Here is a 14052-nt window from a genome sequence, read left to right as displayed (position 1 = left end):
TCAAGTGAGTGCAGCCCCCGGGCTACTCCCCCCGTGCGATGAGCTGGAGGCTAGCGCACGTTGATGCGCGGGCGGAAGATGCATGGAACATGCGGAACGACGGCCGGTTCGGGACGGTGTGCATGCCGACGGGAGTCTCCCGGCACCCCTGTGCCAGGAGACTCCCGGTGTGGGCGTCGGCGTCGTTCAACCGGTCGGGCTGTCTTCCGGATAGTCGGCGCTCAAGGTGAGCTCCCGCCAGGCGTCGAAGGTCGTCCTGAGGGTGTCGAGCCTGGCCCCGGCGACCTGCAGTGCGACCTTGCCCAGCAGCAGGCGCAGCGGTGGCTCGTCGGCCTGGACTGCGCTGATGATCGCTTCGCTGCCCCGCACCGGATCACCGGGCTGGTGGCCGAAGGTGGCCAGGGTGGCCGTGCGCCGCGCACCCGCGGTCTGGGCGTAGTCGTCGATGTGGATCGCGGACTGGCGCATGGAGGGCCCGGCCCAGTTGGTGCGGAACGCGCCGGGTTCGACGATCGTCACCTTGATGCCCAGCGGGGCCACCTCGGCGGCCAGTGATTCCGAGACGCCTTCCACGGCGAACTTCGTGGCGTGGTAGTAGCCGGTGGCGCCGAAGGCGGCCAGGCCGCCGAGGGAGGAGATGTTGACGACATGGCCGCTGCGGCGGGCGCGCATACCGGGCAGCACGGCCCGGGTGACGTCGATCAGGCCGAAGACGTTGGCGTCGAACAGGGCACGGATCTCGTCGTCCTCGCCCTCCTCGACGGCGGCGAGATAGCCGTAGCCCGCGTTGTTGACCAGTACGTCGATGCGGCCGAAGGCGGCTTCCGCCTGCTTGACCGCCTCGGTGATCCGGACGGTGTCGGTGACGTCGAGTGCCAGGGCCAGTGCACGGTCCCCGTGCTCGGCGACGATGTCGGCCACCTTCCGCGGGTCGCGTGCGGTGACCACGGCACGCCAGCCGCGTTCGAGGACCGCGGTGGCGAGCGCCCGGCCCAGACCGGTGGAACAACCGGTGATGAACCAGACGGGCGTGTTGACAGTCATATGGGCTGATCCTCCGTCGAAGTACGGGTGCTGTCAGTGGGGTCGGCCATGGCGATGCGCCGTCCGACGGCGGGCACCCGGGCGGCGCGCGGGCGCATGGGGTCGCCACAGGCGCGGGCGCACGAGGTCGCCGGCGGATCGGCGGCGGGCCGCGGTCACCGTTCGGTGCTGGCCGCGTTCCGGGATGGCCGCACGGCCTCGGCGCTCTCGGTGGCGGTGAGGCTGCCCAGCAGGGAAAGCGCGTGTTCGGACGGGCTGCCCGACTCGGCCTGGTAGACGACCAGTTGCTGACCCGGAGCGCTGTTCACGGCCAGCGACTCGTAGTCCAGGGTCAGTTCCCCGACCAGGGGATGGCGGAAGCGCTTGGTCTCGCGGGCCTTCTGGCGGATGTCGTGCCGGGCCCACAGTCTGCGGAACTCCTCGCTGCGCAGCGACAGTTCGCCGACCACTTCGACCAGCTGCGGGTCGTCGTGGTCGGCCCCGGCCGCCGCCCGCAGTCCGGCGACGGTGTTGACGGCCACCCGCTCCCAGTCGGGGTAGAACTCCCGCGCGTCCGGGTCGAGGAAGACCAGCCGCACCAGGTCCCGGCTGTGGGTGTGGCCGTCGAACAGTGCTCCGCCCAGGGCGTTGTGGGCCAGTATGGTCAGGCAGCGTCCCAGGACCACGGCCGGAGTCCGCGGCCAGCCCTCCATCATCCGCAGCAGGTTGGGACTGACCCGCTCCCGCCGCGCGGCCGCCCGCCGCCGCCCCGGCAGCGGCCGCGCCAACTGGTGCAGATGGGCGGCCGCGTCCTCCTCCAACCCCAGCACCCGCGCCAGCGCATCGACCACCTGCGCCGAAGGATGCCGCTCCCGGCCCTGCTCCAGCCGTATGTAGTAGTCGGTGCTCACTCCCGCCAGCATCGCGACCTCCTCCCGGCGCAGGCCCGCCACCCGGCGCCGGGCGCCGACCGGCACACCCAGGTCCTCGGGCCGTACGAGCGCACGGCGGGCGCTCAGGAACTGACCGAGCAGGTTCTCGCTGTCCATGACACCGAGGCTAGGCCCGCGAGCGGTCGCAAGGGACCCCGGAAGGTGGCCGTGATACTCCTACGATCGGCCCTCCTGGGGGACATCGCGGACCTGGTCGTCGTCCCCGTCCAGCAGGGGTGAGCCGGAGTCCGGCGCGGGACGCGCCGAAAGCGGACGACCCCGGCGTCACGGGCCCACCGCCACCCCGAAGGGGCTGGTGCCGACCGGGACGGTCGCGGTGACCTTGAGGGTGTGGGGGTCGATGACCGTAAGGGTGCCCGCCCCCTGTTCCGTGACGTAGACCGCGCCGTCGGTGACCGCCAGGTTGAACGGGTCGGTGCCCGGCGGGCCGACGGCGACGGTCGCCGAGACGCGGCGGGTGCGAGCGTCGATCACGGACACCGTGCCCGGGCCGAGACCGGTGACGTAGGCCTTCGAGCCGTCCGGTGACAGTTGTACGTCGAAGGGGCCCTCGGCGACGGGCACGGTCGCCGCGATCCTGCCGCTTCCGGTCCCCAGCACCGAGACGCGGGCCGTCGCCTCGTTGGCCACGTAGGCCGATCCGCCGTCCGGGGTGACGGCGACGCCCACCGGGGACCGGTCGGCGGGCAGGCTGCGCACGACACGATGCGTGCGGGTGTCGATCACCGACAGGCTCCGCGAACCGGCGTTGGCGACATAGGCCGTCGCACCGTCGCGACTGACGGCCACGCTCACGGGAGAGACGCCGACCGCTACCGACGCGGTGACCCGGTCGGTCCGGGTGTCCAGCACCGAGACGCTGTTCGCACCGCCGTTGGCGACGTACAGGGTCCTGCCGTCCGGGCTCAGGCGGACGCCGACGGGCTGGTCCCCGACCGGCACGGTGGCGACGACCTTGTCGGTCCGGGTGTCCAGCACGGAGACCTTGGCCGACCCGTTCTCGGCGATGTAGGCGTGCCTGCCGTCCGGGGTGATCGCGATGCCTTCGGGGGCGTTGCCGACCGGGACGGTGGCGACGACCTTGTGGGTTCCGGCGTCGATCACGGAGACGGTGTTGTCCAGTTGGTTGGTGACGTACACCCGGCCCCCGACGGCGCCGGTGGGCGGGGCGGCGGGGCGCACCGCGGGTGACGCCGGGACGAGCCACGCGACGAGCAGGCCGGAGGCCAGCACGAGTCCGACGCTGACGGCCGGCACCGGCCGAAGCGCCCTCTTCCGCTCGCCGCCTTCGGCGTGAGTTCTGGTTCGCCGGGGGAAACGCATCTCGCCTCCTGTCGCGGAACGTCGGTCTGCGGCCCGGACCGCCGCTCGCGGACCGGCCCAGCGGCAGCGGTCAGGTCAGCAGCCCGCGGGCGAAGTAGTCCCGCTCGTCGCGCACTCCCGGCAGGGCGAAGAAGTAACCTCCGCCCCGTGGAGAGATGTACGGCACCAGCGCCTCGCCCTCCAACCGGGTCTGCATCGCGATGTAGGTGTCGAGCTCGCGCTGGAAGCAGCAGAACACGTGCCCCAGGTCGAGGTCGCCGTCCACATCGGGACTGCGCTCGTAGTCGTAGCTGCGCCGCAGGATGGCGCTGGTCGACGCGGTCTGCGGGGTCTGCGGATTGGCCAGCCGGACATGGCAGTTCAGCGGGGTGATCAGGCCCTGCGGGTCGTTGGTGTAGATGGGATCGAACGTGTCCGGGGCGGTGTCGGACAGGGCGTACAGCGGAGCACCGCTGATCTTGCGGCGGCCGAAGATCCGCTCCTGCTGGGCGACCGGCACCTTCTGCCACGCGTCGAGGTAGAAGTGGACGACGCGCACCGCCTGGTAGGTACCACCCGCCGTCCAGGCGGGCTCGGCGGTGTTCGGCTGTACCCAGACCACCTTGTCCATCAGGGCGGTGTTCGTGGCGTCCGGGTTGGTGATGCCGTCCTTGAAACCGAACCAGTCACGGGGGATTCCGGTGGGCCGCGGCGGATTGCGCTGGCAGTGGAAGCGCCAGCGCGGCTTCAACACGCCCTTGGTGTGGGCGAGGATGTCGAGCGTCGTGTGCACCGTCGTGTCGCGGTGTCCGGAGCACACCTGCAGCAGCAGATCGCCCTGGGACAGCGCGGGGTCCAGATCGTCGTGCAGGAACGGCGTCATGGTCTTGAGCTGGACGGGCTTGCGCGGGCGCAGTCCGTACCGGTCGTCGAAGAGCGTCGCACCGACCGCGACGGTGATGGTGAGGTCGTCCCGTACGGTGCCCGGTCCCAGGATGCCGTTGTCCGGCGGCGGTTCGTTGGGGGACGCCTTCGGCCCGGTTCCGCCCGCGGTGAGAAAGCGGGCCCGTTCGGTCAACGTGCGGAGCAGCTCGGTGAGTTCTCGGCGGTCGGAGGCGGTCACGTCGAAGGCGGAGAACGCCCCGACCGTCTGCGGCGGAGTGGCGATGCCCGCCTGGTGGTAGCCGTGGAACGGAATCAGGCTCCCGGTCGTCCGGTCACCGCCGCTCGCCCCCTCGGCAAGGGCCGCATCGCCGCCGAGCAGGCTTTCGCCCGCCGCTGCGACCAGACCGGCGGCGGTGCCCTGCAGGATCGACCGCCGCGCGAAGAGACTCGCGGGGCATCCTGCGCCGTGCCACCCGTCCGCGCGGGCCCGGGTCCTCTCGTCAGCCATGTTCTCCCTCTCCGAACGAGCACGGCGGGGAGCCGTATGGGTGCCGCGACCGCCGCTGTCCCTGGCCGCGGCGCTGTGCTGCGACCGGCCGCGCCCCGGACGTTCGCAAAGCCGGGCGGTCGGCTTGGATCACCCATGGACAACCGACAGTGACATCGGACCACGGCGACGGGTGCCCCGCAGTCCGGACGCCGCCACCCGGGGTGCGGCGGCCGGGCGGCCCCGGCGCCTGTGCTCGGCCGTCCGGAAAACCACTCCGGTGGAGTACCTCGGCGTGCTCGGCCATGCGGGTCACCCCAAGGGTGGACAGGGGGGAACCACCTCCTTCGGATGGAGCAAGACCCATGCCCCCTGCCTCGCACGTCCGCTCAGGTCGCCGGGCCCTCGCCCTGACAGCAGCGCTCACCGCGGCCACCGCACTCAACTGCGGCACATCCGCCGCCCGTCCATCGGCCGCCGCACACCTGGACCATCCCGCGCTGACCGGCGCCGACCGCGCCGCGGCCAGGTACGCCCCCTGCGGCAAGCCCCCGGCCACCCTGGAGAAGCAGGACCAGGCCTTCTTGAACCAACTGGCCGCCGCCGACGGGACGCCGCTCTACAAGCAGTCCTACGCCGCGGCCCGCCAGGTGCTCAACAAGCTCCAGGCCGGTCCGATCGCCAAGCTCCCCGCCGACATCAGCGAACGCACCGTCCCCGGTGGCCCGACCGGACCGGTGTCCATCCGCGTCGTCCGGCCCGCCGGGGTCAAGGGCCCGCTGCCCGGCATCATCTACACCCACGGCGGCGGCTGGGTCCTCGGCAACGCCCAGACCCACGACCGGCTCGTCCGCCAGATCGCCAACGGAGCGCGCGCCGCGGTGGTCTTCGTCAACTACACGCCCTCCCCCGAGGCGCACTTCCCGGTCCCGATCGAGCAGGCCTACACCGTCGCCAGGTGGGTCGCCCGCAACGGGAGCGCTATCAACGTCGACGCGTCCCGGCTGGCCATCGCCGGGGACTCGGTCGGCGGCAACATGGCCGCGGCCGTCACCATGCTGGCCAACCAGCGCGGCGGCCCCAGGTTCCGCCAGCAGGTCCTGCTGTACCCGGTCACCGACGCCCGCTTCACCACCGCGTCCTACAACCGCTTCGCCGACGGCTGCTGGCTCACCCGCCCCGCCATGGAGTGGTTCTGGAACGCCTACGCCCCCGACGTCCGCACCCGTGCCCAGCCGCTCGCCTCCCCGCTGCGCGCCGGCATCGCCCAACTCCGCGGCCTGCCCCGGGCTTTGGTGATCACCGACTCCGACGTGCTCACCGACGAGGGCAACGCCTACGCGGCGAAGCTACGGACCGCCGGAGTCCCGGTGACCACCACGCACTACGCGGGCATCACCCACGACTTCATGATGCTCGACGCACTGGCGGGCACCCAGGCCGACAAACAGGCCGTCGCGCAGACCAACAGCGCACTCCGCCAAGCCCTCTACGGGTCGGGGCGGGGCCGCCGCTGACAGCCGGCTGCCGCACGGACGTCGCGCCCGCCGCCGCTCGTGACGGAGCCGGCGCCCGCGCACCCCACGGTGGCCGTCGGTGTCCAACGCCGACGGCCACCGCCGGCTGCCATCGGCAGGGGCGTCGGCAGACCGCGAGCCGCGGCACATCCGGGCGTCGGGTTCGGCCGTTCGGCTGACGGAAGGCGCGACATGGGGGATCACCGTGTGCGGGACCCCCGGTCCACACATGTAATCGACGGTGGTGGTGAGTCCTGGCGGGATTTCGACCGGCCGCGCGTACCGCGGCGTGATCGCGGCCGACCGCTCCCCATCGAGGATGTGGCGCTGAGATGGAGGAGACGGTTGATGGGCAGTGGCGGGCGGTCGGCGTCCGGTTCTTCCGGGGGACCGCAGGGCCCGAAGCGGGACCAGGAGCCCGCACGGCGGCGCTTGCCGCGGCTCGGCGCCGCGTCGGCCGCCGCGATCCACGCCATCGCGTCCGCAGGCGACGCGGCGGCGGCCCGGGCCCAGGCGATCGCGCGGCGGGTCGGCCGGACACCTCCGCCGCCGGGGCCCTTCCGGCCCGGGTTCTGGCGTAGTCCGATCCGCGGGCCGTGGCTGACGTCGGTGTTCGGCCTGGTGCTGCTGGTCGGCATTCCGGTGCTCTTCGTCACCGGCGCGCTCTCCTACGCCGCGTACAACCCCGATCTGGGCCCGCTCAACGACCAGACCCCCGACAAGGGCCTGCTGGGCTTCTACCTGTTCGACTGGCCCACACAGCCCTACTGGCTGTACCGGCTGACCCAGGGCGTACACGTGACGCTCGGCGTGGTCCTCGTCCCGGTGCTGCTGGCCAAGCTGTGGGCGGTCATCCCGAAGCTGTTCGAGTGGCTGCCGGTGCGGTCGGTCGCCCACGGACTCGAACGGCTGTCACTGCTGCTGCTGGTGGGCGGGGTCATCTTCGAGTTCGTGACCGGGATCCTCAACATCCAGCTGTACTACGTCTTCCCGGGCTCCTTCTACACCCTGCACTTCTACGGCGCCTGGGTGTTCATCGCCGCGTTCATCGTCCATGTGTGCCTCAAGCTCGGCCGGATGACCCGCGCGCTGGGCAGCCGCGACCTGGCCACGGAACTGCGCACCGACCTCGCGCACACCGTCCCCGAGCCCCCCGACCCGCACGGCCTGGTGCCGACCGCACCGGCGGCGCCGACGATGACCCGGCGCGGCGCCCTGGGCCTGGTGGGCGCGGGATCACTGACCCTGCTGGTGGTCACCGCGGGTCAGAGCGTCGGCGGGCTACTGCGCGGCACCGCGCTGCTCGCCCCGCACAACCGCGACCCGGGCAGCGGACCGAACGGCTTTCAGATCAACAAGACGGCCGCGGCCGTCGGTGTCTCCCCGGCGCATGTCGGCCCGAGCTGGCGGCTGGAGGTGCGCGGCCGCTCCCCCGCCCTGGTCTTCACCCGCGCACAGCTCCTCGCGCTGCGCCAGCACGCCGCCGCGCTGCCGATCGCCTGTGTGGAGGGCTGGTCCACCCCGGACCAGCTCTGGAGCGGCCTGCGGCTCACCGACCTCGCCGCCATGGCCGGACTGCCCGGTGCCGGAAGCGTCCTGGTGGAATCGGTCCAACCGCCCGGCCCCTACAGCTCGGTGGTGCTGCGCGGCAACCAGATCCACGACCCCAGGTCGCTGCTGGCGCTGCGCGTCAACGGGGCGGACCTGTCGCTCGACCACGGCTTCCCGGCCCGGGTCATCGTTCCTGCCAACCCCGGTGTGAACAACACCAAGTGGGTGCACCGACTCACCTTCAGGACCTGACGATGGCACGCTTCGTCCGCTGGTACGGCGCCGGACCCCTGCACCTGCTCGTCCTGGTCTGCTCCTTCGCCCTCACCGCCTACGCCTTCGTGCGGCTGTTCGCCGTTCGACCGGTCGACGTGGCGATCTGGTTCGTGGGCGCGGCGATCCTGCACGACCTGATCCTGCTGCCGCTGTACTCGCTCGCCGATCTCTCCGCCCACTCCGTGCTGCGGCACCGCACCGAGCGGGTGCCGACAGTGCCGTGGATCAACTACCTGCGGGTGCCCACCTTCCTGTCCGGTGTGCTGCTGCTGGTGTGGTTCCCCCTGATCCTCGATCTGGCGGTCCCCTACGGAGGCGACACCCGGTTGCCGGAAAGCGTCTACCTCGGCCGATGGCTGGCGATCACCGGTGTGCTGTTCGGCGCGTCGGCACTGGCCTTCGCGCTCAGACTGGGCGGGATCCGCCGAGCCGCCCGCGCCGCGGAGGCAGGACCGCCGTCCGGTCGTGACGCCGAGCCGTGATGCCCGAGGAAACGCGCTCGCCCCGCGCGGGCGAGGACCCCTACGCACTGGCCCTGCAGAACGGCCGCGGACCGCTGTACCTGCCGCTGTACCTGCGGTGGGCGGACGGGCGCCGGATCCGGCTGCCGGTGCACCGCTGGTGCTCCCGGCCCAGCAGGGCCGACGAGACCTTGCTGGAGCGCTGCAACAGCCGGGTGCTGGACGTGGGTTGCGGACCCGGCCGACTGTGCACGGCGCTGATGAGCCGCGGCGTCTTCGCCCTCGGTGTCGATGTCGCTCCGCGCGCGGTCGCCCGGACCGTCGCCCTCGGCGGGGCCGCACTGTGCCGGTCGGTTTTCGACCCGCTGCCGACCGAGGGCGGCTGGCAGACCCTGCTGCTCGCCGACGGGAACATCGGTATCGGCGGTGACCCGCACGCCCTGCTGCGCCGCTGCGCCGAGCTCGCCGATCCGACGGGAGCCCTGCTCGTCGAGGTCGACCAGCAGGATGTGGAGGAGCGCTGCACCGCTTGGGTGGAGGACGCCCACGGCCACCGCGGCCCGCCGTTTCCCTGGGCACGGTTGGGGGCACCGGCCGCCCGCAGGGTCGCCGAGGGCCTCGGCCTGCGCGTCACCGACCAGTGGGACAGCGGGCATCGGCGGTTCCTCGCCCTCGGCCGGCGGAACTCGTCCCTGGAACGCCGGGTGTGCGGCCGGTGAGCTCACGACCCATCAGTGACCACGCCCTGCTGTCCGACTGCCGCTCGGCCGCCCTGGTCACCTCCGACGGTTCGGTGGACTGGCTGTGCCTTCCCCGCTTCGACAGCCCGGCGGTCTTCGCCCGGCTGCTCGACGAGGACGCCGGGCACTGGTCCATCCGCCCCGTCGGCCCGGCCGAGGTCAGCCGCCGGTACGTCGAGCGAACCCTGGTGCTGGAGACGACCTTCCGCACACCCGGTGGAACAGCGGTCCTGCGCGACGCGCTCGCCCTGGGCCGCCGGGAACGCGGTCACGCACTCGGCGCCGCTTCCCCCGGAGTCCTGCTGCGGCAGATCACCTGTACCGAAGGGCAGGTGCCGGTCGAGATCGACTACGCGCCGCGCCCGGAGTTCGGACTCGTCCACCCGCTCCTGTCGTCCGTCCACGGCGGGCTCACCGCCTGTGGCGGCGCCTACACCCTGCTGCTGTCGAGCCCCGCTTCCTTGACGGTGCGCGGTTCCACCGCGCACGCCCAGCTCACGCTACGGGCCCCGGAGCGCCTCGGCTTCGCCCTGCACATCGGCCCGGCCTGGGGAAGCCGGCCGGCGCCCTGGGGTCCACGGCGCATCCGCCGACGCCTCGCGGACACCGCCGAGGGCTGGCGCTCGTGGTCCCGGCTGCACAGCGGCTACGTCGGCCCCTGGCAGGACGAGGTGAGCCACAGCGGACGGGTGCTGCGCGCGCTGACCTTCGCGCCCACGGGGGCGGTCATCGCCGCGGCCACCACCTCCCTGCCCGAGCGCCCGGGCGGCACACGCAACTGGGACTACCGCTACACCTGGATCCGGGACGCCAGCTTCACCCTGCAGGCGCTGGCCACCGCCGCCTGTGAGAAGGAGCAGGACAGGTTCTTCGGCTTCCTCACCAGAGCCGCGGCGAGCCAGCTGCACCGGGGCGTGGACCTGCAGATCATGTACGGCATCGGCGGCGAACGCGATCTGAGCGAACGGCTGCTGCCCCATCTGACCGGCTGGCGCGGCAGCATCCCGGTGCGCACCGGCAACGACGCCTGGCGCCAACGCCAACTCGACGTCTACGGCGAGCTGCTCGACGCCGCCCACCAGACCCTCCCGCCCGGTGAGCACCTCGACCCGCCCACCCGCGCCTTCCTCCGCCAGGCGGCCGAGACCGCCGCCCGCCGCTGGAGCGAGCCCGACCAGGGCATCTGGGAGAGGCGCGGGGCGAGCCGGCACTTCCTGCACTCGAAGCTGATGTGCTGGGTCGCCCTCGACCGCGCCATCGCCCTGGCCGCCTCCCTGCAGGCCGACGAACACGTAGCCCGCTGGCAGCACGAGCGCGACCAGATCCGGCACGCCGTCGAGCGCCGGGGCTGGAACCCCCGCCTGGGCGCCTTCACCCAGGCGTTCGACAGCGACGACCTGGACGCCTCGTCACTGATGCTGCCCATCGTCGGCTTCCTGCCGCCGGAGGACCCCCGGGTCCAGTCCACGGTGCAGGCGGTCGCCACCCACCTCACCGAGCCGGGCGGCCTGGTGCGCCGTTATCTCGGCGACGAGATCGGCGAGGGCGAGGGAGCCTTCCTGCTGTGCACCTTCTGGCTGGCCCACGCCCTCGCGCTGACCGGTCATGCCGCGCGCGCCCGGCAGGTGTTCCAGGCCGCCGTCGCCCAGGCCAACGATGTCGGCCTGCTGGCCGAGGAGACCGACATCGCCACCGGGGAGGCCCTCGGGAACTTCCCCCAGGCCTTCAGCCACATCGGACTGATCAACGCCGCCCGCGCCATCCGCGACGCCGAGCGGCCATCGCCGCCACCGGGAACCTGAACACCGCCGGGATCCTTTCCGGCGGGGCCTCAGCTGCCTTCCCCGGACGGCAGGGCCTGCTCGCCCCAGATCGTCTTGCCCGTGGGCGTGTAGCGCGTCCCCCACTGGTCAGCGATCTGGGCGATGATGAACAGACCGCGGCCTCCCTCGTCGTCGTTGGCGGCGTGGCGCAGATGGGGCGAGGTGTGTCCGGTGTCGGAGACCTCGCAGATGAGGGTCTGGTCGCGGATCAGTCGGACCTGGATCGGCCCGGTGGCGTGCCGTATGGCGTTGGTGACCAGCTCGCTGACGATCAGTTCGGTGTTGAACGTCAGCTCCTCCAGCCCCCAGTCGGCGAGTCGCCGGGCGACCGCGGTGCGGGCATGGCCGACCATCTCCGGTTCCGCGGGCAGTTCCCACACCGCCACCTGGTCCTCGCCGAGCAGCCGCGTACGGGCGAGGAGCAGCGCCGCGTCGTCGTCCACCGGCCCGGGCAGCAGCGTCGCGAGCGCCCGGTCGCACAGCTCTTCCAGGGGCTGCTGATGCTGGGCGAGGGCTCTGGCGAGCAGGCCGAGCCCGACGTCCAGGTCGTGGTTGGCCGCCTGGACGAGGCCGTCGGTGAACAGGGCGATGAGGCTGCCCGGCGGAAGCTGGAGTTCCGCGCTCTGGTACGGCGGGCCGCCGACGCCCAGCGGCGGGCCGGGCGGCAGCTCGGGATAGCTGGCGGCGCCGTTGTGCGGTGTGACCACCGCGGGCCGCGAATGACCGGCCCGCGCCATGCTGCACCGTCCGGACACCGGGTCGTACACCGCGTAAAGGCACGTCACCCCCAGAGCCTCGTCCTCCCCCGGCCGGGCGCTGCCCGCGCCGTCAACGGCCGTCCGCTCCTTCGCGGTCTGCCCCACCAGGTCGTCCAGCCGCGACAGCAGCTCGTCCGGCGCGAGGTCCAGCCGGGCGAGCACACGTACCCCGGTACGCAGGCGTCCCATGGTGGCGGCGGCCCGCAGGCCATGGCCGATCACATCGCCGACGACCAGCCCGACCCGGGTGCCCGACAGCGGGATGACGTCGAACCAGTCACCGCCCACCCCGGTCCCGCTGTCGGCGGGCACATATCGGCTCGCCAACTCGACGGCGGCCTGCCGCGGCAGGCTCTGCGGCAGCAGGCTGCGCTGAAGCCTCAGGGCCGCGCTGTGCTCACGCGTGACGACCAGCATCAGCACGACGCCGAGCAGCAGGGCGCCGAGCCCCACCACCGTCACCCCGCCCGTCGGCCCGATGAGCGGCAGGTCGAAGGAGGTCGCGCCGTAACGGGGGTCCGCGTAGACGTCGAACGCGGCGTAGCAGAAGAGGAAGAGCATCATCAGCCCGCCAAGACCCGGCAGCAGGCCCTTGAACAGGAAGTCCCTGACGCTGCGGGTGAGCACCCTGCGGTAGTACCAGACGCAGGCGAAGCCGGTGAGGCCGTAGTAGAACGCGATCGCGAGGCCGACCGACTCGATCGAGTCGGCCAGCACATTGTGGCTGAGCAGCGTCAGCAGGACGAGGAAGCCGATGGAGGCCAGGCCCACACCGACGGTCGACCAGGTCGGGGTGAGGAACCTGCGGTGCACCCGGGCGAACCGGGACGGTACGGCCTTGTGGGCGGCCATGGAGAACACGGTGCGGGCCATCGGCAGGATGGTGGTCTGGGTGGAGGACACCGCGGACGTCAGCACCATGAGGACCAGCATCCGGGAGAGGAAGAGTCCCGGACCGTGGCTGCCGAAGACCGCGTCGCCCAGTCCGGAGAACACATCGCCCGAGTGGCTCGCGTTGCCCAGCCCGATTCCCGACCGGCCCACTCCGGCGAACGCCTGCGCCGAGGTGGCGACCAGCCCATAGGTGACCAGCAGCAGCACGATGGAGATGACCGCGGCGCGCCCCGGGATGTGCGCGCTGTCGGCGGTCTCCTCGTTGACCGTGACGGCGGTGTCCCAACCCCAGTAGATGAACACCGCGGCGAGGATGCCCGAGGTCAGCGCTCTGGCCGAGGTCACCTGGAAGGGGTCGAACCAGAAGGTGGAGACATGCATCGCCGTCGGGGGATGGCTGGTGTAGACCTTGACCAGGGCGGTGACGGCGAACAGGATCAGCACCCCCACCTCAAGGCACAGCAGCCAGCGCTGCACAGCGGCCGAGAGCTCGATGCCGACGTAGCAGATCGCGGTCGTCACGGCGATCCAGATGACACCCGCGACGGTGGTCCACACCCTGTTCGCCGCCAGTGCGTCGTAGCCCAGCAGCCGGAAGCCGTAGATACCGGCGATCTCGGCGAGGTTCGCCATCACGAGGATGTCGGCGACGATGATGCCCCAGCCGCCCATCCAGCCGACACGCGGACCGAAGGCACGGGTCGCCCAGGTGAAGGTGGTGCCGCAGTCGGCGTTGCCCGCGTTGAGCTCCCGGTAGGCGTAGGCGATCAGCAGCATCGGGATGAACGCCAGCATGGTGACGATCGGGGCCTGCAGGCCCACCCCCGCCACGATGAGACCGAGGGTGGCCGCGAGGCTGTACGCCGGGGCGGTGGACGCCAGGCCGATGACAACCGAGGAGAACAGGCCCAGGGCGCCGGTTTTGAGGCCCTTCCGGCCCGCGCCCGGGCCAGGCGCGAGTCGGACGGCGGACGCGGCACCACCGAAGACCTTCACACCTGATTCCAACTCCGCATCCCACTCGGGCGCAACGCAACGTCCCGGGCGCCCGGGACGCCGGCTCCGCCGCTCCCGAGCCGTCCGTCCGGGCCCCGCCTCCCGGCACGCCACGTGCCCGGCCCACGCCAGACCGGGTATCCACCGTCCCGCACATCGCCGGAACCCGCCGCCCCGGACCGCGCGCCCGCCGCGTCACCAGCCCGGGAACCCACGGCCGACACCCCGCCCACGCCAGGGCCACGGGTGCCCCGGCACCCGCGCTGCACACCTCGCGTCGCCGTCGGCACCCGCGCTGCACACCTCTCGCCGCCGTCGGCACCCGCGCGGTCTGCCCGGATGCCAACTCACCCACGAAGGGCAGTGGTTGACCTCCAGCCCTGCCC

Annotated in this window: 10 protein-coding genes; 5 read left to right on the top strand and 5 right to left on the bottom strand. The window is 72.2% G+C overall.

Features of this window, described 5'->3' with window-relative positions:
* Window positions 1-186: 186 nt before the first annotated feature.
* The 4 genes from P2L57_RS23335 to P2L57_RS23320 all read right to left on the bottom strand — a co-directional run bounded on the left by P2L57_RS23335 (window position 187) and on the right by P2L57_RS23320 (window position 4671).
* Entirely contained in the window at window positions 187-1044 is an 858-nt protein-coding gene (locus tag P2L57_RS23335; protein WP_275817665.1) for an oxidoreductase, read from the bottom strand.
* 155 nt (window positions 1045-1199) lie between these two features.
* Entirely contained in the window at window positions 1200-2072 is an 873-nt protein-coding gene (locus P2L57_RS23330) for a helix-turn-helix transcriptional regulator (protein WP_275817663.1), read from the bottom strand.
* Window positions 2073-2240: 168 nt separating this feature from the next.
* The gene (locus tag P2L57_RS23325) at window positions 2241-3233 is read right to left on the bottom strand and encodes a YVTN family beta-propeller repeat protein (RefSeq protein WP_275817661.1); all 993 of its coding nucleotides are present in this window, start codon (window positions 3231-3233) and stop codon (window positions 2241-2243) included.
* 136 nt (window positions 3234-3369) lie between these two features.
* Window positions 3370-4671 carry a Dyp-type peroxidase gene (locus P2L57_RS23320; protein ID WP_275817659.1) on the bottom strand — a complete coding sequence of 434 codons (1302 nt, stop codon included), beginning with the start codon at window positions 4669-4671 and terminating at the stop codon, window positions 3370-3372.
* Window positions 4672-5015: 344 nt separating this feature from the next.
* Between P2L57_RS23320 and P2L57_RS23315 the strand changes: the two genes are divergently transcribed.
* The 5 genes from P2L57_RS23315 to P2L57_RS23295 all read left to right on the top strand — a co-directional run bounded on the left by P2L57_RS23315 (window position 5016) and on the right by P2L57_RS23295 (window position 10997).
* Window positions 5016-6167: an alpha/beta hydrolase gene (locus P2L57_RS23315; RefSeq protein WP_275817657.1), complete on the top strand. Its 1152-nt coding sequence runs from the start codon at window positions 5016-5018 to the stop codon at window positions 6165-6167.
* A gap of 348 nt (window positions 6168-6515) precedes the next feature.
* The gene (locus tag P2L57_RS23310) at window positions 6516-7970 is read left to right on the top strand and encodes a molybdopterin-dependent oxidoreductase (protein ID WP_275817655.1); all 1455 of its coding nucleotides are present in this window, start codon (window positions 6516-6518) and stop codon (window positions 7968-7970) included.
* Between the two features lie 2 nt (window positions 7971-7972).
* A complete protein-coding gene (locus tag P2L57_RS23305) occupies window positions 7973-8476 on the top strand; it encodes a hypothetical protein (RefSeq protein ID WP_275817654.1) in 504 nt (167 codons plus the stop codon).
* Window positions 8476-9174, top strand: a complete 699-nt coding sequence (locus P2L57_RS23300) for a class I SAM-dependent methyltransferase (RefSeq protein WP_275817653.1) — start codon at window positions 8476-8478, stop codon at window positions 9172-9174. Before P2L57_RS23305 ends, P2L57_RS23300 begins: the two co-directional genes overlap by 1 nt.
* Window positions 9171-10997 carry a glycoside hydrolase family 15 protein gene (locus P2L57_RS23295; protein ID WP_275817652.1) on the top strand — a complete coding sequence of 609 codons (1827 nt, stop codon included), beginning with the start codon at window positions 9171-9173 and terminating at the stop codon, window positions 10995-10997. Before P2L57_RS23300 ends, P2L57_RS23295 begins: the two co-directional genes overlap by 4 nt.
* 29 nt (window positions 10998-11026) lie before the next feature.
* On the opposite strand, the gene P2L57_RS23290 is transcribed toward P2L57_RS23295, so the two are convergent.
* Complete coding sequence (locus tag P2L57_RS23290; RefSeq protein WP_275817651.1) at window positions 11027-13678, bottom strand: SpoIIE family protein phosphatase; 2652 nt, start codon at window positions 13676-13678, stop codon at window positions 11027-11029.
* Window positions 13679-14052 lie beyond the last annotated feature (374 nt).

The sequence above is a fragment of the Streptantibioticus ferralitis genome (genome assembly GCF_029223525.1).
GTDB lineage: Bacteria > Actinomycetota > Actinomycetes > Streptomycetales > Streptomycetaceae > Streptantibioticus_A > Streptantibioticus_A ferralitis.
The sequence above is the reverse complement of the archived record's forward strand: the minus strand, read 5'-3'. Positions and strand labels throughout refer to the sequence as shown.

Excerpts from the sequence above, each read along its gene's own strand:
- P2L57_RS23335 (WP_275817665.1), bottom strand. The coding sequence starts at position 1,044 with ATGACTGTCAACACGCCCGTCTGGTTCATCACCGGTTGTTCCACCGGT.
- P2L57_RS23330 (WP_275817663.1), bottom strand. The coding sequence starts at position 2,072 with ATGGACAGCGAGAACCTGCTCGGTCAGTTCCTGAGCGCCCGCCGTGCG.
- P2L57_RS23320 (WP_275817659.1), bottom strand. The coding sequence starts at position 4,671 with ATGGCTGACGAGAGGACCCGGGCCCGCGCGGACGGGTGGCACGGCGCA.
- P2L57_RS23315 (WP_275817657.1), top strand. The coding sequence starts at position 5,016 with ATGCCCCCTGCCTCGCACGTCCGCTCAGGTCGCCGGGCCCTCGCCCTG.
- P2L57_RS23310 (WP_275817655.1), top strand. The coding sequence starts at position 6,516 with ATGGGCAGTGGCGGGCGGTCGGCGTCCGGTTCTTCCGGGGGACCGCAG.
- P2L57_RS23305 (WP_275817654.1), top strand. The coding sequence starts at position 7,973 with ATGGCACGCTTCGTCCGCTGGTACGGCGCCGGACCCCTGCACCTGCTC.
- P2L57_RS23300 (WP_275817653.1), top strand. The coding sequence starts at position 8,476 with ATGCCCGAGGAAACGCGCTCGCCCCGCGCGGGCGAGGACCCCTACGCA.